This window comes from Bradyrhizobium sp., assembly GCF_035935975.1.
Classification (GTDB): Bacteria; Pseudomonadota; Alphaproteobacteria; order Rhizobiales; family Xanthobacteraceae; genus Bradyrhizobium.
In genome coordinates, this window is the sequence record NZ_DASYWN010000009.1 from 41,582 (window position 1) to 62,271 (window position 20,690).

The 20,690-nt window shown below is 66.2% G+C and carries 19 protein-coding genes and 1 tRNA gene; 12 read left to right on the forward strand and 8 right to left on the reverse strand.

Annotated elements, in window-relative coordinates:
- Positions 1–42 precede the first annotated feature (42 nt).
- Together VGR99_RS03385 and VGR99_RS03390 are read left to right on the forward strand one after the other, a co-directional pair.
- Positions 43–1,071 (forward strand): NAD(P)/FAD-dependent oxidoreductase, encoded by a 1,029-nt coding sequence (locus VGR99_RS03385; protein WP_326896889.1) that lies wholly within the window; start codon positions 43–45, stop codon positions 1,069–1,071.
- 124 nt (positions 1,072–1,195) lie between these two features.
- The gene (locus VGR99_RS03390) at positions 1,196–1,801 is read left to right on the forward strand and encodes a DUF2147 domain-containing protein (RefSeq protein ID WP_326896890.1); all 606 of its coding nucleotides are present in this window, start codon (positions 1,196–1,198) and stop codon (positions 1,799–1,801) included.
- Between the two features lie 491 nt (positions 1,802–2,292).
- Here the strand turns inward: VGR99_RS03390 and VGR99_RS03395 are convergent, their stop codons facing one another.
- Both VGR99_RS03395 and VGR99_RS03400 read right to left on the reverse strand, forming a co-directional pair.
- Positions 2,293–3,333, reverse strand: coding sequence for an IS110 family transposase (locus tag VGR99_RS03395; RefSeq protein WP_326896891.1), 1,041 nt, complete (start codon positions 3,331–3,333; stop codon positions 2,293–2,295).
- A gap of 204 nt (positions 3,334–3,537) precedes the next feature.
- Complete coding sequence (locus VGR99_RS03400; RefSeq protein WP_326896892.1) at positions 3,538–3,993, reverse strand: SRPBCC domain-containing protein; 456 nt, start codon at positions 3,991–3,993, stop codon at positions 3,538–3,540.
- 100 nt (positions 3,994–4,093) lie between these two features.
- Here VGR99_RS03400 and VGR99_RS03405 point away from each other — a divergent pair, with 100 nt between their 5' ends.
- Entirely contained in the window at positions 4,094–5,188 is a 1,095-nt protein-coding gene (locus tag VGR99_RS03405) for an adenylate/guanylate cyclase domain-containing protein (protein ID WP_326896951.1), read from the forward strand.
- Positions 5,189–5,277: 89 nt separating this feature from the next.
- On the opposite strand, the gene VGR99_RS03410 is transcribed toward VGR99_RS03405, so the two are convergent.
- The 4 genes from VGR99_RS03410 to tsaD form a co-directional block, all read right to left on the reverse strand.
- Positions 5,278–5,691, reverse strand: coding sequence for an EVE domain-containing protein (locus tag VGR99_RS03410; protein WP_326896893.1), 414 nt, complete (start codon positions 5,689–5,691; stop codon positions 5,278–5,280).
- 103 nt (positions 5,692–5,794) lie between these two features.
- Positions 5,795–6,910, reverse strand: a complete 1,116-nt coding sequence (locus tag VGR99_RS03415) for an alpha/beta hydrolase (protein ID WP_326896894.1) — start codon at positions 6,908–6,910, stop codon at positions 5,795–5,797.
- Between the two features lie 116 nt (positions 6,911–7,026).
- Positions 7,027–8,007: an NAD(P)H-dependent glycerol-3-phosphate dehydrogenase gene (locus VGR99_RS03420; RefSeq protein ID WP_326896895.1), complete on the reverse strand. Its 981-nt coding sequence runs from the start codon at positions 8,005–8,007 to the stop codon at positions 7,027–7,029.
- A gap of 2 nt (positions 8,008–8,009) precedes the next feature.
- Positions 8,010–9,083, reverse strand: a complete 1,074-nt coding sequence (tsaD, locus tag VGR99_RS03425; protein WP_326896896.1) for a tRNA (adenosine(37)-N6)-threonylcarbamoyltransferase complex transferase subunit TsaD — start codon at positions 9,081–9,083, stop codon at positions 8,010–8,012.
- A 151-nt stretch (positions 9,084–9,234) separates the two neighbouring features.
- Between tsaD and VGR99_RS03430 the strand changes: the two genes are divergently transcribed.
- The 5 genes from VGR99_RS03430 (at position 9,235) to VGR99_RS03450 (ending at position 13,877) form a co-directional block, all read left to right on the forward strand.
- A complete protein-coding gene (locus tag VGR99_RS03430; RefSeq protein WP_326896897.1) occupies positions 9,235–9,981 on the forward strand; it encodes a uroporphyrinogen-III synthase in 747 nt (248 codons plus the stop codon).
- Positions 9,982–10,046: 65 nt separating this feature from the next.
- Positions 10,047–11,294 (forward strand): hypothetical protein, encoded by a 1,248-nt coding sequence (locus tag VGR99_RS03435; protein WP_326896898.1) that lies wholly within the window; start codon positions 10,047–10,049, stop codon positions 11,292–11,294.
- A 35-nt stretch (positions 11,295–11,329) separates the two neighbouring features.
- Positions 11,330–13,132, forward strand: a complete 1,803-nt coding sequence (locus VGR99_RS03440) for a heme biosynthesis protein HemY (protein ID WP_326896899.1) — start codon at positions 11,330–11,332, stop codon at positions 13,130–13,132.
- A gap of 101 nt (positions 13,133–13,233) precedes the next feature.
- Positions 13,234–13,309: transfer RNA gene (locus VGR99_RS03445), tRNA-Thr, on the forward strand.
- A gap of 163 nt (positions 13,310–13,472) precedes the next feature.
- A complete protein-coding gene (locus VGR99_RS03450; RefSeq protein WP_326896900.1) occupies positions 13,473–13,877 on the forward strand; it encodes a hypothetical protein in 405 nt (134 codons plus the stop codon).
- Between the two features lie 78 nt (positions 13,878–13,955).
- Here the strand turns inward: VGR99_RS03450 and VGR99_RS03455 are convergent, their stop codons facing one another.
- Positions 13,956–15,017, reverse strand: a complete 1,062-nt coding sequence (locus VGR99_RS03455; protein ID WP_326896901.1) for a polysaccharide deacetylase family protein — start codon at positions 15,015–15,017, stop codon at positions 13,956–13,958.
- Between the two features lie 252 nt (positions 15,018–15,269).
- Here VGR99_RS03455 and VGR99_RS03460 point away from each other — a divergent pair, with 252 nt between their 5' ends.
- Both VGR99_RS03460 and VGR99_RS03465 read left to right on the forward strand, forming a co-directional pair.
- Positions 15,270–15,578 (forward strand): hypothetical protein, encoded by a 309-nt coding sequence (locus VGR99_RS03460; RefSeq protein WP_326896902.1) that lies wholly within the window; start codon positions 15,270–15,272, stop codon positions 15,576–15,578.
- Positions 15,579–15,765: 187 nt separating this feature from the next.
- The gene (locus VGR99_RS03465; RefSeq protein ID WP_326896903.1) at positions 15,766–15,981 is read left to right on the forward strand and encodes a hypothetical protein; all 216 of its coding nucleotides are present in this window, start codon (positions 15,766–15,768) and stop codon (positions 15,979–15,981) included.
- A gap of 94 nt (positions 15,982–16,075) precedes the next feature.
- Here the strand turns inward: VGR99_RS03465 and VGR99_RS03470 are convergent, their stop codons facing one another.
- Positions 16,076–17,764: an MFS transporter gene (locus VGR99_RS03470; protein WP_326896904.1), complete on the reverse strand. Its 1,689-nt coding sequence runs from the start codon at positions 17,762–17,764 to the stop codon at positions 16,076–16,078.
- Positions 17,765–17,901: 137 nt separating this feature from the next.
- Between VGR99_RS03470 and VGR99_RS03475 the strand changes: the two genes are divergently transcribed.
- Both VGR99_RS03475 and VGR99_RS03480 read left to right on the forward strand, forming a co-directional pair.
- Positions 17,902–19,275 (forward strand): hydrolase, encoded by a 1,374-nt coding sequence (locus VGR99_RS03475; RefSeq protein ID WP_326896905.1) that lies wholly within the window; start codon positions 17,902–17,904, stop codon positions 19,273–19,275.
- A gap of 33 nt (positions 19,276–19,308) precedes the next feature.
- On the forward strand, positions 19,309–20,676 hold the full coding sequence (locus VGR99_RS03480) for a cytochrome P450 (protein WP_326896906.1): 1,368 nt from the start codon (positions 19,309–19,311) through the stop codon (positions 20,674–20,676).
- Positions 20,677–20,690: the final 14 nt, after the last annotated feature.

A 20,690-nucleotide genomic window follows, 5' to 3' on the forward strand; every position in this document is an offset into this window, starting at 1 on the left:
ACCGGGCGCCGTCCAACCGATAACGATCGATAAAGAGACGACATGAGCGACGTGATCAAAACCGATGTGCTGATTATTGGCGCGGGCCCGTGTGGCCTGTTCGCCGCCTTCGAGCTCGGCCTTCTCGACATGAAGGCGCATTTCGTCGACATCCTCGACAAGGTCGGCGGCCAGTGCGCCGAGCTCTATCCGGAAAAGCCGATCTACGACATTCCCGGCATTCCGCAGGTGTCGGGGCAGGGCCTCACCGAGGCGCTGATGGAGCAGATCAAGCCGTTCCACCCGACCTTCCATCTCGGCGAGATGGTCGAGACGGTCGAGAAGATCGGCGATCCCGCGTTCCGCTGCACCACCGACGCCGGCAAGGTGTTCGAGTGCAAGGTGGTGGTGATCGCGGCCGGCGGCGGCTCGTTCCAGCCGAAGCGTCCGCCGGTGCCGGGGATCGAAGCCTATGAAGGCACCTCGGTGCATTACGCCGTGCGCAAGATGGAGACGTTCCGCGACAAGAACGTGCTGATCGTCGGCGGCGGCGATTCCGCGCTCGACTGGACGCTTAATCTGCATCCGCTGGCGAAGCGCATCACGCTCTTGCACCGTCGCGACGATTTTCGCGCCGCGCCCCACAGCGTCGAGCAGATGCGCGCGCTGGTCGCCGACGGCAAGATGGATCTGCGGCTCGGCCAGGTCACCGCGCTCACGGGTGCCGACGGCCAGCTCACCGGCGCCACCGTGAAGGGCAACGACAACAACGTCAGCGACGTCGCCTGCGATACCATGCTGCCATTCTTCGGCCTGACCATGAAGCTCGGTCCGGTTGCGAACTGGGGCATTGCGCTGGAGAACAATCTGGTGCCGGTCGAGACGTCAGCGTTCGAGACCAACGTATCAGGCATCTTCGCCATCGGCGACATCAACACCTATCCGGGTAAGATCAAGTTGATCCTGTGCGGCTTCCACGAGGGCGCACTGATGTCGCAAAAAGCCCATCGCTACGTCTATCCGGAGAAGCGACTCGTGTTCCAGTACACGACCTCGTCCTCCAGCCTGCAAAAGAAGCTCGGTGTCAACTGACCGCGAGGGGCGTCAAGGCGATGCCCCATGTTTCTGGTGCTGGAACCGTTCGCGAAATCGCCGTAGTCTGCGGCCATTCCAGTTTTGGCTTTGGCAAGGCGATTGGCTTAGCAAGGTGATCATAATGCGGAATCTCATTCGGCTGCTCTCGCTCCTCGCGCTGGCGCTGTCGATCGGCACGGTGAGCCCGGCTGCGGCGCAAGTCCCGGCTGCGACGTCGGCCCAGCCAACCGCCGCAGGGCTCTGGCAGAAGGTCGAGGACGGCAAGACCGTGGGCTGGTTCCTCTTCGTCGACCACAACGGCATCTTCGAGGGCGTGATCGCAAAGACGTTTCCGCGCCCCGGCGACGATCCGAACGAGGTCTGCGCGAAATGCACGGACGACCGCAAGAACCAGCCGGTGCTCGGGCTCTCCTTCATCCGCGACATGAAGCGCGACGGCTTGAAGTATGACGGCGGCAACGTCGTCAATCCGCGCGACGGCAACATCTGGAAGGCCAAGATGACGGTGAGCCCCGATGGCCAGACCCTGACCATGCGCGGCTTCCTCGGCATCTCCCTGTTCGGCAAGGACGAGACCTGGACGCGCCTGCCGGATGCCAACATCGCGCAGGTCGATCCGGCGATCGTGGCGAAGTATCTGCCCGCGCAAGCGACCGCGGCGACCAAGCCCGCACCCGCGCCCGCGAAGAAGGGCGGCGCGATGATGGCGCCGGCGCCGAAGCAGTAGGCTGCTTTCGTCAACTCGGAATCGTTCGCACGGCTCCCCTCACACACCGCTGTCATGCCCCGGCTTGACCGGGGCATCCAGTACGCCGCGGCCTCTCCGTATCCACGCACTGCCTCTGGAATACTGGATCGCCCGCTTTCGCGGGCGATGACAGTCGAGGGTGTGGTGCGTGCGTATCTCGATCGCGTCGTTGCACTTGTCCCGGGTGTCGCTGCGCTCACCCGGGCTTCTGTAACGGGCCTCGGTTAGTCAATCCCTTTTTCGCGTCATCCTCTCACCGGGAACCTGCTTCTGTACGGGATCGGCGCTATGGCCGTCGCCTGATGGGGTTCTAAGGAGGAACAGGCCGGCCAATCTACGGAAGCGTGATCGCATCGTTGGATGCGTCGACAACCCGGATGACGACCTAACCTGATCCATCGTCCCGGCGAAGGGACTTCGCTTCGGGAAGGCTGGTGTCGAACCCGCCCGAGAACCTGTTCGCTCCTGTTTTAGGTTGCCATGGCGGTCGCCTTGGCAGTCGCATTAAAGGGCACGTTGTCCTTGAGCATGCGCAACATGATCACGGCGAGCTTGCGCGCCAGCGCCACCTTGGCCTTGTTTATGCCGGCGCGCCTGGCGATTCGCATCGCCCAACTCTTGAGCTGCGCACAGCCCTTGATCGGCTTGGTCAGAATGATGTGAGCCGCCTCATAGAGCGCTTCGCGCACGGAAGCGTCGCCGTTCTTGCTGATCCGGCCGGAGTAGTCGGTCTCGCCTGACTGATGCTTTTTCGGCGTCAACCCGAACAGCGGCCCAGCCCGCTTCGACGAGGTGAAGCGGCCGGGGTCATCGATGGCGCTGGCATAGGTCAACGAGATGATCGGTCCCACGGCCGGGATCGACATCAATAGCTTGGCTTTGGCATCCAGCAGGGACATCGCCCGCATCCGCTTCTCAAAGCCGTTGAATTCGCGCAGTAGCACTGTGTGAACCGCAAGCGTCGCCGTCGCGATGGCTTCGAGCGCCGGATGGCCGGCCACCAGCTCGTTGATCCGTGCCGCAAAGCCGCGCTTCGTCGTCTTGCCGACCTTCAAGCCGAAGCCTCGCAAGATCCCCCGCAAGCTGTTCTCGACGTCCTGCAGCTTGCTCTGGATCAGCTTGCGCGCGGTCAGCATTGCGCGGGTCTCCTGTGCACTCATCGATTTGCAATGCACCGGCCGGAACCAGCCGAGCCGCATCAACTGTGCGATGTTGCGGGCGTCGTTGCGATCCGACTTCACCGGCATCGCCTTGAAGGCATCGCTCACGTGGCGCGTCTCCAGAAGCTCGACCGCAAGGCCGGCCTTCTTCATCGCCGCGTAGAGCCACTGTGACAGCGGTCCTGCCTCGAGCCCGATCCTGGCAAGCTCGAACCCAAGCGATTGGAACCAGGCGATCAGGGCCTCCGGCTCGCTTGCCGGTTTGGCCTCCCGAACGATCTTCCCGGTTGGATCAACAATGCACACGCTGGAGCATTCCAATGACACATCGATTCCGGCATAATGGTCCATGGTCGTCTCTCCTCGATGCTTGGAGCAAGGCCTAGCCTCGACTCCGTTACACCATCAATGTGAGGGACGACCGCCAACCTTCCAGTCAAGCCGCGCGACGCGCGCCACCAAACAGCGCCGTAGCTAGCGCGGCTTCGCTGGAAGGCCCCGGGGGGGGCCCGTTACCCCATCTACGGCAGCGACGACTACAAGAACGACCCGTCGCTATGCCTTGTCCGACACACCCTTGTCCGGACCTGGATCGCCGCCCGCGGCCACGATCGTGAGCCGTCCGAGATAATGCGTCCATCCTTTCGCGTGCGCCGCCATCTGTTCCTCGGTCGGCAGCCCGCTATGGGTCATGCGCAGCAATGTGCCGCCGTCGCGTTCGATCAGGTCGATCTCGATCAGGCTCGAGCCCGGCGGTACTTCCTGGCCGCCTTCCCAGCCGAACGTGTAGGCCAGACGATGCACCGGCACGACCTCGCGGAACGCGCCGCGGGCGACGCCGCTGCGCGGGCCAATTCCCTTGAGCAGATAGAGCCCGCCGGGATGCGGCTCGGTGGTCGCATCCGAGCCCATCCAGCTCAGGATTTTCTCGGGGTCGGTCAAATAGGCGAAGACGGTGGCGCGCGGGGCTGCGATCTGGGTCTCGCGTCGCACTACGAACGGCTCGGTCATGGGCGATCATCCCTAAGCTGAGATGGGACATGGCGGCGCCAAGGCGGGCCGTCAAGGATTGCCCGTGACAAAGGCGCTCCATCTTCGCCATCATCGGGCCATGCACCTCTCTCCGACCCTCGCCTGGCTGGTCGATGCCGCCTCCGATAGTTCCGGGGCCGACCGCCTGCTCGCGGAACTCGGCGCACATCTGATCGCCGACGGCATGCCGCTTGCGGCAGGCAGCCTGACGCTGGAGGTGCCTCACCCGCTGATCGCGAAGCGGACCTGGCTGTGGCGGGCGGACAACGGCCGGGTGATCGAGGCGCTCGGCTTTGCACCGGGTGGTCTTGCGCCCGATCCGCCCAACGATGCCGGGCGGCGCTGGCTGCGCGATATCGCGGGCGGCGACGTGCACGAAGACGTCGTCGGACGACAGGATGGCCCGCTGCTCGGCTGGATCGGTCCGCGCCTGTTCACATCGGACGAAATCGAGCAACTGCGCCAGGCCGCGCGCTTTGCCGCGACCCCGCTCGCCGTGCTCGCTGCGCGCGCCACGTTGCGCGCGACACTCGATGCCTATCTCGGCAAGCGCAGCGCGGAGCGTGTGCTGGCGGCACCGTTGCGGCGCGATCTTGGCGAGACCATTCAGGCCGCGCTGCTCTACGCGGATCTGCGCAACTTCACGTCATTGTCCGAAGCCACCCCGCCCGCCGATGTCATCGCTGCGCTCGATGCCTGGTTCGATCGTATCGCCGGTGCCGTTCACGCCTTCGGCGGCGAGGTGCTGAAGTTCATCGGCGACGGCGTGCTCGCGATCTTTCCGGTGGTCGGGGCGTCACCGCGCCGCGCCTGCGAGGCGGCTTTGCGTGCGGCGGCCGCAGCCGAAGCCGGGATGGCGTATCTCAACGCGGAGCGCAGCGCGCAAGGATTGCCGCCGCTCGCGTTCGGCGCGGCGCTTCATCTCGGCGAGATGTTGTGGGGCAATATCGGCGCCGCCAACCGGCTCGATTTCACCGCGATCGGTCCCGCCGTCAATCTCGCCAGCCGGCTCGAAGGCTTGTGCAAGCCACTCGGCCGGACCGTGCTGGTGTCGGGGGCGCTTGCGGCGGAGACGGAGATGCCGCTCGTCGCGCTCGGATCGCATTCGCTCCGAGGTATTGTTGCGCCGTGTGAGGTGTTTGCGCTGCCGGAGACGCAAGCGCGGACATCGTAGCCCGGATGGAGCGCAGCGTAATCCGGGACAGTCTTTCCGTATGCGCCAATCCCGGATGTCGCTGCGCTCCATCCGGGCTACGGCAGCTCCTACACCCCGCCCATCTTGCAGACGAGCTTCCACTCTTCCGCCGTCACCGGCTGCACCGAGAGGCGCGAATATTTCACCAGCGCCATGTCGGCGAGCTTCTTCTCGGCCTTGATCGCGGCCATCGTCACCGGGGTCTTCAGGGGCTTGTCGGCCTTGATGTCGACGCAGACGAATTTTTCGGTCTTGTCGGTCGGATCAGGATAGGCCTCCTTGATGATCTCGGCGATGCCGACAATCTCCTTGCCCTCGTTGGAATGATAGAAGAAGGCCTTGTCGCCCTTCTTCATGTTCACGAGATTAATGCGCGCAGTGTAATTGCGCACGCCGGTCCAGGCCTCGCCCTTGGCGCCCTTCGCCACCTGCTGGTCCCAGGACCACACCGACGGTTCGGATTTCACCAGCCAGTAGTTCATCGCTCGCCCGCCCTGTTATGGATACGCCATGTCGCCTGCCGCGATGTTTAGGGCAGGCGGATGCCCGCGACAAGCGCGGGCATCCGGTATCCATCGCAGGCGCTCATTCCTTCAGATGGCGATCGAAGAATTTTGCGATATCGGTGAAGGCTTCCTTCGTCTCCGGCGCATTGACGTTGAACTGGTACTGCGCGTGCGACTGGCCTTCATAGACATTGAGATCGGCGATCACGCCGGCGCGGCGCAATTTGCGATGGGTGCGAACCGTGTTGCTGAGGAACAGGTCGCGCGTGCCCGATGTCAGAATGGTCGGCGGAAAGCCTTTGAAGTCGCCATAGATCGGCGAGATGTAGGGCGTCTTCAGGTCCGTGCCGTTGGCGTAGAGCCTTGCGGCGCGGCCGAGCCAGCCGTCCCAGGTCACCAGCACGTTGTCGACCCACTCGTTGCTGGCATAGGTGTCGCCGACCTTGTCGATGTCGGACCACGGCGTGCCTGGTGCGATCGCGGCCGGCTTCGGCAGCTTCTCGTCCTTGGCCCGCAGCACCATCGCCAGCGTCATCGCACCACCCGTCGATGTCCCGAAGATCGCCATCCGGCGAGCGTCGTGGTTCCTGGTGATCTCCTTCCAGACCGCCATCGCGTCGTCCATCGCGGCGGGATAGGGGAAGTCGGGCGGCATGCGGTAGTCGACCGAGATCACCTTGAAGCCGCCAAAGCCCGCCATCATGATCGCTTCCGGCAACGCGGCCTCGCCGGGCCCGAACACATAGCCGCCGCCATGGACGTGGACCAGAAGGCGGCGCCGGTTCTCAGGCGGGATCCTGTTCGGCGTCACGATGAAGCAATGCACGCCGGCGATTTTGGTGTCCTCGACCTTGACGCCGAGCTTCTCCTTCATCGCGGGAACGCCTGAGATCGACAGTTTTGCGCGGCGATCGATCAGCTCCTTCCATTCCGCCGGGGTTTTCGGATCTGCATTGAAATGCGGCGGAAACGGCGCGCCGATCATGGCCTGCATGTCGGAGCTGACGTCGCTGGCGGGATTAGCTATCGATTTGATTGGTGCGACCCGCTTGCCGTTGTCGGCATTGGCGGCCGCCTCGGATTTCGCGAGCTCGTCATAGGAAACCGCAGCCTGTGTGTAGGCAGCGGTGGGCAGAGCAATTGCGGCAAGTGTGATGATGGCGATCGAAACGATCGCGCGATGCGGTTTGCGCATGCGGTTTCCCCTGGGATCCGTTTCGTTGTTGTTGGACCGGGATCCTGCGGTGTGGCGCTAGGCTAGACCAGCGTGTGCGGACCGTGAAGTGCTACCTGCGATGCGCGACGCTGCGGCTATTGCTCGGCCTTGAACGGCCGCGTCAGCAGCGCTTCGATCGCGGCGTCGATCGTCAACCTGCCGTCGAGGATGGCGGCGACCGCCTGCGAGACCGGCATGTCGACGCCTCGCGCAGCCGCGAGCTCGACCAGCACCGGCGCGGTGAATGCGCCTTCCGCAAGCTTGCCGGCGGGCGCGGCCTCGCCGCGACCGAGCGCGATCCCGAGCGCGAAATTGCGCGACTGCGCGGTCGAGCAGCTCAGCAGGAGGTCGCCGAGACCGGAGAGACCGGACAGCGTTTCCGTGCGCGCGCCGCAGGCACGGCCGAGCCGCGCCAGCTCGCTGAAGCCGCGCGTGGTCAGCGCGGCGTGGGCGGAGGCGCCGAGCTTGCGGCCGACCACGATGCCGGCGGCGATCGCCAGCACGTTCTTGGCCGCGCCGCCGATCTCGACGCCGCGGATGTCGGTGGAGTGATAGGGACGGAAGGTCGGCGAGCCCAGCGCCTGCACCATCGCGCTCGCCAGGGTCTCATCCTTTGCCGCAAGCGTTACTGCAGTCGGCAGGCCGCGCGCGACGTCGTCGGCAAAGCTCGGCCCCGACAGGATCGCCGGCTGCGCGTGCGGCGCCGCCTCCGCGATGATGTCGGTCATGAATTTATGGGTGCCATGCTCGATGCCCTTGGCGCAGGCGACGATCGGCACCGGCTTCGCCAGATGCGAGGCGAGCATGTTGACCGCGCCGCGCAGATGCTGCGCCGGCGTGACGATCAGCAGCATGTCGGCGCGTGCGGCTTTCGCGAGCTCGTGCGTGACGACGATCTCCGGCGCGAGCTTCACGCCGGGCAGCCGCGGATTGTCGCGGGTCGATGCGATGCGCGCGGCGTGCTCTGCACTGCGCGCCCAGAGCGTCACGTTCCGTCCGGCCCGCGCCGCCACGGTCGCGAGCGCCGTGCCCCAGGCGCCGGCCCCGATCACCGCGACGGACTGGAACGCAGCCATGGCTAGTATCCCGCCCGGGTCTTGCCGTAGCCTGCGGGTGCCGTCGCGTTGGCGTCGAGCAGCCAGCGGGCGCGGGGCTGGGCTTCCATCGTGTCGGTCAGGCCGAGCGCGAGGCGTTCGGCGCCGGCCCAGGCGATCATCGCGCCATTGTCGGTGCAGAGCGCGGGCGGCGGCATGATCAGCTGCGTGTCCGCCTCGCGCGCGACGGCGTAGAGGGCGCCGCGGATCGCATGATTGGCCGCGACACCGCCGGCCGCCACCAGCGCATTGGGTGCACCGAACCGCTCGCGGAAAAGTCGGAGACCGACGTTGAGACGGTCGGCCGTCGAGTCCAGCACCGCGGCCTGGAAACTCGCACAGAGATCGCAGACGTCCTGCGGTGTGATTTCGGCCAGCCGGCTCGCCTCGGTGCGGACCGCCGTCTTCAATCCCGAGAGCGAGAAGTTGGCATCGGGACGTCCCTGCATCGGCCGCGGAAACGCAAAGCGCGCGGCATCGCCGTTTTCCGCCGCGCGCTCGACCTGCGGTCCGCCGGGATAGGGCAGGCCCAGCATCTTCGCGACCTTGTCGAAGGCCTCGCCGATGGCGTCGTCGACGGTGGTGCCGAGCCGCACATACTGGCCGACGCCGGTGACGGCGACGATCTGGGTATGGCCGCCCGAGGCGAGGAAGAGGCAATAGGGAAATGCGATGGCGTCGGTGAGGCGTGGCGTCAGCGCATGCGCTTCGAGATGGTTCACCGCGACCAGCGGCGTGTCGTGCACCATCGCGATCGCTTTCGCGGTGGTGAGCCCGACGATGACGCCGCCGATCAGGCCCGGCCCCGCCGCGGCGGCGACACCGCTGAGCTGGGCGTAGTCGATGCCGGCCTCGTGCATGGCGCGGTCGATGATGCCGTCGAGGACATCGACATGCGCGCGCGCCGCGATCTCCGGCACGACGCCGCCGAAGCGGGCGTGCTCCTCGATCTGGGACCGCACGATGTTGGACAAAATCCTGCCGACCCCGTCGGGTGCGCGCTCGATCACGGCCGCGGCGGTCTCGTCGCAGGTGGTTTCGATGCCCAGCACCAGCATTGGTGAATCGTTATCCAATTTGGGCCCTTGCGCTCATCCGTAAAGCAGAGTTCTGGTACGTCCGGTAGCATTCCGGGGTCGGCCTGCGCAATCGTCACGCGCAGCCGTTCCGGTGAATGCGTCACCGTCACGCGGTCCGGGAACACACGCGATGTCCATTCTTGTCACACGGCCGCATCCCGACAATGAGGCGACGGCGGAGAATTTGCGCGCGCGGGGTCATGTGGTGCTGCTCGCGCCGGTGCTCAAGTTCGAGCCGGTCGCTTTTCATGACGAGAGTGAGGCGGGCTACAGCGCCATCATTGTCACGTCGGCCAATGCAATCCGTGCCGTCGCGCCGCAATTGGCGGACCTCGGCCTTTTGGAGCTGCCGCTGTTTGCGGTCGGCGAGCACACTGCGACTGCCGCGCGCGATGTCGGCTTCGCGGAGGTGATCGTCGCCGGCGGTGATGCCGCTTCGCTGCGCGACAAGGTCATTCAAAGTGCGCGCGACAAGGTGCTGAAGAAGAAGGGTACGCTGCTTTATCTTGCGGGGGCGGACCTGTCGCGCGACCTCGGCGGCGAGCTCGGCGCCGAAGGATTCAACGTGGTCACGCAGACCACCTATCGCATGGCGCCGGTCAAGCATCTGCCGCGCGAGGTCTGCGAGGGCTTTGCCGCCCATGGCGTCGAGGCGGTGTTGCATTACTCCCGCCGCAGCGCGCGGGCCTTCCTGGAGGCGGCGCGGGACGAAGGTGTCGAAATCTCGGCGCTGGCGATCCCGCAATGCTGCCTGTCCGAGACGGTCGCGGCGGTGCTGCGCGATGCCGGTGCGTCGCAGGTTCTGGTGGCGGCGTCGCCGGACGAAAATGCCTTGTTTGGCACCTTGGAGCGTGCTTTGCGGACCCGTTTGGCGTAAGAGGTCGGGCCGAATCCGACGCAATCGGGTCCGTTTTGGGCATGTAAGTGTGAGGAACCGTCACGATGGCCGACGACAAGCCTGAAGACGCAGGACTGGCCCCCGAATCCGGCCGCGCCAAGCGGACGCCGCCCACCATCGACCTCGAGGCGACCGAAGTCTCCACCCAGCCGCAGGAGACGCCCGCTGCGCCGGAGGCCCAGCCGGGGTCTGAGCAGGCTGCCGTTGACGAAACCAAGTCCGAAAAGGTCGAGGCTGAAGAGGCCAAGTTGGACGAGGTGAAGTCGGACGAGGTCAAGTCCGAGTCGCAGCCCGAGCGCGCCGAGGAGCAGCCTTCCGTTGCGGCCGCGCCGGTTTCGCCGTCGATTTCCCCCTGGGTCATTGCGCCGTTCTCGGGCGCTGTCGCAGCCGCACTGGTGATCGGGGTCGGCTGGGTGCTGGGCTGGCCTGCCGTGCAGGAGCCGCCGGCAGCGCCGCAAGTGACGAGCGCGACGGTCGACGCGCTGAGCGGCCGCGTTGCCGCGGTCGAAGCCAAGGCCGGAAAGCCCGCGGCCGATCCGGCCATGGCGGCGCGGATCGACGCGCTGGAAAAATCAGCGAGCGCCCTGCGCAGCGACATCGCCAATCTGCGTGCGCAGTCCGACAAGACCGCGACTGCTCTGAACGATCCCAAATCTTCGTCGGCCCTTGCCGCGCTGAGCGATCGCATTGCCCAGCTCGAGCGTGCCAGCAGGTCCGAACGCGCCGAGCTCGCGCAACAAGGCGAGAAGATCGCCGATGCAAAGGTGATGGACGACAAGCCGCTGCGCTATGTGGTCGTCGCCTCCCTGCTCGACGTGGCCGTACGCCACAATGATCCCTATGAGGCGCAGCTCGCTGCCGCGCGGGCGCTCGCGCCCAAGCCCGACATGCTGAAGCCGCTCGATGTGTTCGCGTCCGCCGGCATCCCGACGCCGGTCGCGCTGAGCCGCGAGCTGCTCAACATCGTGCCGAAATTGACGCCGCCTGCGGAAGCGCCGAGCGCCAACGCCGGCATCGTCGAGCGCCTTCAGGCCGGAGCCTCGAAACTCGTCCGCATCGAGCGCACCGACGGGGTCGGCAACGACCGTGGCGCCATTGTCGCGCGCGTGACGGCGGCGGCGCTTCGCAATGATTTCACGGAGGCGCGGCGCGAGCTGAAGACGCTGCCCGAGGCTGATCGCGCACCGGCCCAGGCCTGGCTCGACAAGACCGATGCGCGAGACGCCGCGCTCGCGGCCTCCCGCAAATTCGCCGACGATGCCATGGCTAGTCTGACCAAGCCTGCTCAATAAGATTCGCGCAACGAACTGCGCGTATAGGGGTTGCCATGCTTCGCATCGTCCTCTTCCTCGTTCTGATTGCGCTCGCAGGCGCCGGCGCGGCCTGGATTGCCGATCAGCCCGGCGATGTCGTGATGACCTGGGGCGGTTATCGGGCCTCACCGAGCATTCCGGTGTTCGTGCTTGGCCTCGGCATATTCGCCGTCCTGATCGTCTTGTTCTGGAGCCTCGCGACGATGCTCTGGCGCGCGCCGGGGCGTCTGCGCCGCCGCAGCCGTGAGAAGCGCCACGCCCGCGGCCGCCACGCCATCACCCACGGCCTGCTTGCGATCGGTCATGGCGATACCGCGCTGGCCCGCCGTCACGCCGATACCGCACGGCGGCTGGCCGCAAACGATCCGCTTGCGCTGCTGCTGCATGCGCAGTCGGCTCAGCTCGAAGGCAATCGCGACGAGGCCCAGCGCGTCTTCCGCGTCATGGCCGAGCGCGACGACACCCGCCTGCTCGGCCTGCGCGGCCTGTTCATCGAGGCGCAGCGCGCCGACGATGCGGTCGGCGCCGTCATGATCGCGGAGGAAGCGATCAAGCTGTCGCCGTCCTCGACCTGGGCCTCCCATGCGGTGCTCGGCTTCCGCTGCGCGCGCGGTGACTGGAGCGGTGCGCTCGCGATCCTCGATTCGAACCTGTCCGCGGGCCAGATCGACAAGCGGGCCTATCGCCGCCAGCGCGGCGTGCTGCTGACGGCGCGTGCGCTTGAGCTGCAAACCATGGACCGCGACGTCGCGCGCGAGAGCGTGATGGAGGCGATCAAGCTGGCGCCGACCCTGGTGCCGGCCGCCGTGCTCGCCGCGAAGTTCGAGAGCGAGGCACATCAGGTGCGCCGCTCCATGAAGCTGGTCGAAGCCGCCTGGCTCGCCAATCCGCACCCCGACCTCGCCGACGCCTATGCGCATGTCAAACTCGGCGATTCCGCGCGGCAGCGTTTGCAGCGGGTCGAGACGCTCGCGGCCAAGACGCCCGCCGACAAGGCCGGTCATGTCGAGGGCCAGCTCGCGATCGCGCGCGCAGCGATCGACGCCTCCGAGTTCGCCCGCGCGCGCGCCGTGCTGGCGCCTTACGTCAACGATCCGACCCAGCGCGTCGCGCTGCTGATGGCCGAGCTCGAGCGCACCGAGCATGGCGACGGCGGTCGGGCCCGCGCCTGGACCTTACGCGCTGTGCGCGCCCGGCTCGATCCGGCCTGGACCGCGGACGGCTATGTCAGTGACCGCTGGCGCCCGGTCTCCCCGGTCACCGGCCGCCTCGATGCCTTCCAGTGGCAGACGCCGGTGGCGAGCCTGCCGTCCGACAAGGGCACCACGATCGAATCCTCGGCCTTCGAGGAAGCCATGCTGGCCGCCCCGCCGCCGAAGCGGGTGGCCGCGGCCCCGAGCGAAAGTCCGGTGGAACCGGTCGTGATCGCTCCGGTGCCGGCGGCACAGGACAATTCGCCCCCTGAGGCCAAGGAAGGTCCCACGGAAGGTCCCAAGGAAGCTGCCAGGGAAACGGTCAAGGAAATGGCCAAGGAGGTCGTCAAGGAAGAGCCGGTGGTTGCGCCCGTCGAGCCGGTCAAACCGGCCTCCGAGGCCGCCGAATCATCGCCGGTGGCGGCAACGCCGGTGTTCCGGACCCGCGCCGACCTCGGCAAGCCCGCGCAGGCCCCGATCCAGACCGTCATCCCGATCATTCGCGCCCCCGACGATCCCGGAATTGACGACGACGGCCCGAGCGATGAATTTACGGAACAAATCGGCACGCCAAAGGCCCAGGCCGGCGGCTGGCGCGGTTTCTGGTCCCGCTGGGGCGCGTAAGGGGCATTTCGCCTCCCGCTTCTCCTTGCCAATTCGGGCCATGCCCGATATCAGGAGCGCGCGTATCGGGACCGGCATTGCGCAGGGTCCCGGCAGGGTTCGCCGCAATAGCTCAGTCGGTAGAGCACGTCATTCGTAATGACGGGGTCGGGGGTTCGAATCCCTCTTGCGGCACCAGCGCCTCCCCTTCATCCGATCGTCATTTTGCACTGAAGTCGGGTCGCGTGTTGATCGCGGCCCGGCGGGTTCGAGTGGTGCGGCACCCCATGTGATGCCAGTCACATAATCCCGGACGCATCTCCCGTAGTGTCACGGTCACGCAAGCACGGGGAGATTCCACATGCGCAAGATCATTCTGGTTGCCGCCATGGTCCTGGCCTCTGCATCTGCCCATGCGGGCGAGCGCAGCCTGTCGCTGTCGGGGCCGGCCGGGCCGACCGTTGCTTCGCAAGCCACGACGACCGCTGCCTCCGCGACGCAGATCAGCGACGTCGCGCCATCAGTCGAACCGCCGAAATATGTCGATCGTCCGCCGGCGGTGTCGGCGCCTGCACCTGCTGCTGTTTCTGCGCCCGCGCCCGCCGCGGCGACCGCTCCGGCTGCGACCCCGACCACCCCGACCGCAGCGCCGGTCGCGACGACCAAGCCCGCGAAGACCGCAAGGGTGGAGAAGCCGAAGCGCAAGCGCGAATGGACCGAGCGCCGCATCATCAGCGAGCTGCATCGCCACGGGATCTATTGGTAAGCCGCCGTCTCCTCTCAAAAGCAAATGGCCGGGCGTGAGCCCGGCCATGCGCATATTGGAATGGTGATTGAACAGCGCTTACTGCGAGACCGTTTGCACCACGCTCGAGATCGGGCGCGTGGTCGTGGTTGCGGTCGGCACCTTCATGTCCTTCATCAGCGCCTCGTCATATTCCGGCAGCGACTGAAGCGTCGTCTTCGCTTTCATTTGCACAACCTTGTAGCCGCCGGCCTTGAGGCGCGCGAGCAGCGCCGGCATCGCTTCGCCGGTGTGCTTCTGGAAGTCGTGCATCAGGATGATGCCCTTGCCGAGCTTGTCGAGCCGCGTCATCACCGTTTCGATGATCTTCTCCGGCGTCGCGCCCTTCCGGAAGTCGAAGGAGTCGATGTCGGTCGAGAACATTGCGACGTTGCGGGTGCCGAAATAGCTCACGATCGCCGGATTGTGCTGAAGCTGCGGGAAGCGGAAGAACGGCGCCGGGTTGGCACCGAGCGCGAATTTCACCGCGCTGATACCCTTTTCGACCTCGTCCTTGGCCTGCTGCTCCGTCATCTTCTTGCTGTTCAGATTGACATGCGACCAGGTGTGCGTGCCGACCGTGTGGCCCTGGGCCAGCACCTGGCGCAGGATTTCGGGATGATAGGTCGCATGCTTGCCGACCGAGAAGAACAGGCCCTTGGTGCATTCATCCGCGAGCGCCTTCAGCACCGCGGGCGTGTTCACCGGCCAGGGACCGTCGTCGAAGGTCAGCACGACCTCCTTGTCGGTGAGGAAGTCGAACTGCTTGAAATGGTCGAAGCCGAAGCCGGGGCCGCCGGTGGTGTCGATCTCGACCACGCGGGAGACGCCCAGGGCGTTCGGATTGGCGCAGGTCTGCTTCGGCTGCACCGGCATGACCGGGGCGGGCGCCGGCGCAGGCGCCTGGGCAACGGTCGTCGGCTTGGCCGCGATCGTCGCGGTGGTCGCGACGTCGTCCTTGGCGGCAAGCTTCGCCGGTGCCGGCAACGGGTCGGCGGCACGGGCGGCAACTGTCTGGGGAGCGCCCTGATCGGCGCGCGAGGAATAATAAAACCAACCGCCGGCGGCGATCACGACCGCGGCAACTACACTGGCCAGCATCAGGCCCAACGCATTACGCATCGCTACTCTTTCCAATTACGCAACCAAACCGGCGGAATCCCCGGTGCGACGAGCCATTAATGCGAAGGAACAGTTAACGTGACACCAACACGACAGCGGATGCGCAGGAATTTCAGCATGGTGCGCCAACGTGACCGATGTCACAGTTGGGGTGCCACTCGTGACCGTCATCACAGTGGAAACTGTTTTGCTGGAGCATCGTAGTTCCCATCAACAACGGGCCCGCTTTTGCGGCGCTAATGGGAGCTTCAAATGACCACCTCTCTGACTGCCAAGTCCCTGACCAGCAAGATCCGCGACACCAGCCTGGCGCTGGGCTTCGCCGCGATCGTCTCGATCATCTCGACGACCTCGAGCTTCGCCTTCTCGGCCGAGGCGCAGCAGCAGTGCACCGGCGATGCCTTCCGCCTGTGCTCGTCGGAGATCCCCAACATCCCGAAGATCACGGCGTGCATGATGAAGCATCGTTCGGATCTGAGCGCCGGCTGCCGCGCGGTGATGGACAAGGACCTCGCCAAGGGCGCCTCACGCAAGGTCGCTGACGCTCAGGACAGTCAGTAAGAGAACGCGCAACGCCGCAAGCGTTGCAATCGAACGAGCTCCCCTCGCGATGGCTCCGGCGTCAAGCCGGGGCCACGTGGCGGCGCCGATCAGCCTGCAAGTTCAGCCCTCCAATAAAGCCGTTGCGGCTGAGGGATCGTCGCACTAGCTTCGCCCGCACATTCTTCCGGGTAAGAGGCATTATGCGATGACCAGATTTCTTTTCATTCTTCCTTTGCTCCTGTGCGCATCGGCCGCGTCGGCGCAACAGCAGCCTGGCCACGATGCCTGCGCGCGCGACGTCACGCGCTTCTGCCGCGCCGTGATGAACAATGGCGATGGTGCCGTGCTCGCCTGCCTGAAACAGAACCGCACCAAGCTCAGCAAGGCCTGCGACAAGATGCTGACCGATCACGGGCAGTAAGACGTGACGTCGTAGCCCGGATGAGCGTAGCGATATCCGGGACGCCTGGCCCCGCATGTCGCTTCGCTCATGCGGGCTACGGTTCTGGCAAACCTTACGTGCTGCTCCCCGCCGCGGTCGCGACCACCGGCAGCACCTCGTCCTTGGTGCGATCCGGCGTCTCTTCCTTCCAGCGCACCGAGCCGAACGGCCGCTCCAGCATGCGACGGATCCGCACCGGGTCGGGGCCCATATGGTAGTCGATCGCCTGCTGATGCAGCGCGCGCTCGGACTGGGTCGAGCGGTTGCGCTGGCGCAGGTAATCGAACCAGGTCGGGCAGTGATAGCGCTCGGTCCACAATTCGGGATCGGCGATGTCGCGTGCGATCGACCAGCCATAGGCGCCGTTGCGCTGCCGGGAGAGCTGCACGTCCTGCATCACATTGTGGAAGGCGCGCGCGTTCTCCTGAGACACGCGGTATTCGATCTCCACCACCAGCGGCCCGCTGCGGCCGGTGATCGACAGCTTCACCTCGGGATCGGCCAGCACGTCGGCGTCCTCGTTGCGGGCACCGACGCGCGGCATCGCGAGCCAGATTCCGAGCAGCGGCGAGAGCAGCATCAGGCCGGCCGCAACCAGCAGCGCGACCTCGACGCCGGCATAGTCGGTGAGATGGCCCCAGCCCCAGGCACCGATCGCGATGCCGCCGGAGATCGAAGCCTGGAACGCGGCGAGCGAGCGGCCGGCCACCCAGCGCGGCGCCGAGAGCTGCACGCCGATATTGAACAGCGCGACCGCCGCCATCCAGACCGCACCCGCGAGCACCAGCGCGGCCGCCGTCAGCACCGGCTCGTTGCTGACCGCAAGCGCGGCCATCGCGAAGGCCATCGAGAGGGTGCAAGCGCGGATCGCGGCCTCGCCGCTCATGCGCTTGCGCAATTCGTGGATGTTGAGCGCGCCGACGACCGCGCCCATGCCGAAGGCGCCGAGCATGATGCCGTAGGTCTGCGCGCCGCCATGCAGCAGATCGCGCGCGACCAGCGGCATCAGCGCCATCACGGCGCCGCCGATCAGGCCCATCACCAAGGTGCGCAACAGCACGATCTTGATCGGCGGCGAATTGGTGATGTAGCGGAAGCCCGAGACCATGGCGCGGTTGAGCTTTTCCCGCGGCAGGCGCGACGGTTCGACCGAGCGGCGCCACATCAGCAGCACCACCAGCAGCGGCAGATAGAGGATCGCGTTGCAGGCAAACGCCGCTACCGCGCCGAGCGAGGCGACGATGACGCCGCCGACCGCGGGGCCGAAGCTGCGTGCGATGTTGTAGCTGATGCCGTTCAGCGCGACGGCCGACGGCAGCGCTTCGGGCGGCACCTGCTCGCTGACCGAGGATTGCCAGGCCGGTCCGAACAGCGCGTTGCCGCTGCCGACGACGAAGCAGAAGGCGAGCAGCGTTTCCGGCGTGATCAGCTTGAGCCCGGCCAGGATCGTCAGCGCGGTGGCGCCGGTCAGCGCGATCGCGAGCGAGACCAGGGTGACGATGCGACGGTCATACATGTCGGCGATGGCGCCGGCCGGCATCGAGATCAGCATGATCGGCAGCATCAGGGCGGTCTGCACCAGCGCGACCTTGTCCGCCGAGGCCGCCATCTGCGTCATCGCCCAGGCCGCGCCCACGCCCTGGATCAGGAGGCCGAGATTGGAGAGCAGGCTGGCGAGCCAGATGCGCCGGAATACGGTGTACCGCAGGGGTGCGGTGATGCCGTCGCCGGCGAATTTCTGACGGTTCGGCTGCTCGGTCATATCCCCTTCCAAATGGGCTGGCAGAAGTGGTCTTTGGGTGATTCCGGCAATGTCAGTGATGCCCGCGAAAGTCCTTCGCTGTCCAGTGCTTAGGCCGCTATAAGCGGTGCAAAGTTGGGTTTGCCGGGGAGGAACGGATGAAGCTGTCGCGACGGACGATCTTGCAGGGTGCCGGCAGCTTGCCTTTCGCGGTTGCGAGCTTGCGGACGGGCGCACTGGCACAATCGGCGCCGATCGCGGCGCAGCCTCCGGAGCTGCCTCCGATCCTGTTCGTCCACGGCAATGGCGACTACGACGCGCTCTGGATGACGACGCTGTGGCGGATGGAATCCAACGGCGTCGCGCGCGAGCGCATGATGGCGATCAATTTCACCGATCCCAATGCGCGCACCGACGACAAGGTCGAGCAGGCGGGCCGCTCCTCGACCGAGGATCAGCGCCGCGAGCTCGCCGCCGCCATCGCTGAGTTGAAGCGCCGTACTGGCGCACCTCGCGTGGCGCTGGTCGGAAGTTCCCGCGGCGGCTACGCCATTCGCAACGTCATCAAGAACGGCGGCGCGGGCGATGTCAGCCATGCCGTGCTGTGCGGCACACCCAATCACGGCGTGTTCGCGACCGACGATCAGCCCAACAACGAGTTCAACGGCCGCGGCACGTTCCTGCGCGGCCTGAACGAGGGCGAGAGCGAGGTAACGCCGGGTGTCGCCTTCCTCACGCTGCGCAGCGACGGCATGGACAAATACGCGCAAGCCGACGGCCGCTTCATCGGCAAGCCCGGCACGCCGACCGGCGTCACCACCGAAGGACCGGAGCTGAAAGGCGCGACCAATCTCGTGCTCGGCGCGCTCGATCATCGCGAGGTGGCATTCCACCCGCGCGCCTTTCGCGAGATCTACAAATTCATCGCCGGACGTGAGCCCGCACGGATCGCGATTGTCCCGGAACAGAGCGTCAGGCTGAGTGGCCTCGTCACGGGCACGCCCGGCGGCGTTTCGACCAATCGTCCGGTTGCGGGTGCAACCGTCGAGATATTCCGCGTCGATCCCGATACCGGTGAGCGCAAGGGCAGTGCGGTGCACAGCGCTAAGACCGGCGCCGACGGCCGCTGGGGGCCGGCACAGGTCGATCCGTCCTGGTCGCTCGAATTCGTCCTGACGTCGCCGGATGCGCCGACAACGCATATCTACCGCTCGCCATTCCCGCGCTCGTCCGATGTCGTGCATCTGCGGCCTGCGCGTCCGCTCGGGCCGCCGGATAAGGAGGCCGGAGCTGTCGTGATCATGTCGCGGCCGCGCGGCTATCTCGGCCTGCCGCGCGACGTGGTGCTGCTCGACGGCAAGGAGCCGGCCGACGTCAAGCCGGGCGTGCCCACGGATTCGGCAGCGACCTTGCGGCTGCCGCCGAGCGAGATCGGGCGTAACATCGTGGCCCAGTTCGACGAAGAACGGATTGTGGCACGCGCCTGGCCCGCCGCCGAGAACAGGATTGCGGTTGCCGAGCTGACTTACTAGCTATTTCCCTGCGTCACATCTCGGGAGGGAGCCATGAATATCGCCAGCGTGCGTCGGCCCATCACTCCTCCGGCCCCGCCGCGTGCGCCCGACGACATGACGTTCCTTGGCCGGGTCGCACTCCTCCGGCAGAACATGATCGCGACCTGGGCGCAGCGCGCCTATGAGGAAGAGGTCATCAAGGGCCGCTTCTTCCTCCACAACAGCTTCATCCTGAACCAGCCGGCCGCGATCCGGCACGTCCTGCTCAACAACTACGAAAATTACACGCGAACGCCGGCCGGGATCCGCATGCTGCGTCCGGTGCTCGGTGAGGGCCTCCTGATCGCCGAAGGTCATTCCTGGACGTTTCAGCGGCGCACGCTCGCGCCTGCGTTCACGCCGCGCGCGACCGCGAATCTCGTCCCGCACATGACAGCCGTGCTCGACGAGACCATTGCGAAGCTGGATACGCAGACCGGCGCACCGGTCGATCTGCGCGAGATCATGCAGCGCATGACGCTGGAAATCGCCGGGCGCACGATGTTCTCGTTCGGCATGGACCGCCACGGCGCGACCCTGCGCAACTTCGTCATGGAGTATGGCGAGCGGCTGGGACGGCCGTATTTCCTCGACATGCTGCTGCCGGTGTCGTGGCCGACCCCGATGGATTTTGCCCGCGCCCGCTTCCGCAAGCGCTGGACCGAATTCGTCGCGATGCTGATCGCCGAACGGCGCAAGATGGGCAAGAAGGACGGCGCGCCGCCGCGCGACCTGTTCGACCTCATGGACGAGGCGCGCGATCCCGAAACCGGCAAGGGTTTTTCGGACGAGCAGCTCGTCGACGAGGTCGCGACCATGATCCTCGCCGGTCACGAGACCACGGCGACCGCGCTGTTCTGGGCGCTCTATCTGCTCGCGCTCGATCCGGAGACGCAGGAGGAGGTGGCGTCCGAGACCCGTGGCGAACATCTCGACAGCATGGCCGATATCGATCGCCAGAAATTCACCCGCGCCGTGATCGACGAGACGATGCGGCTCTATCCGCCGGCCTTCCTGGTCGCGCGGGCCGCGCGCGAGAAGGACAATGCCGCCGGCGTCGAGATCGGCAGGGGCGACATTATCATGATCGCGCCGTGGCTGCTGCACCGGCACGAGAAGCTGTGGGACCAGCCGAACGCGTTCATTCCCAAGCGCTTCATGTCCAAAGAGGCGCCCGATCGGTTCGCTTATCTGCCGTTCGGCGCAGGCCCGCGCGTCTGCATCGGCGCGCCGTTCGCGCAGGCCGAATCCGTGCTGGCGCTGGCCCGGCTGATCGGCGCCTTCCGCGTCCAGCTCGCCGACAAGACTCCCGTGATCCCGCTCGGCGTCGTCACGACGCAGCCGGACCGTTCGCCCCTGTTCAGCATCACGCGCCGATGACGGGCTGTTGCCCG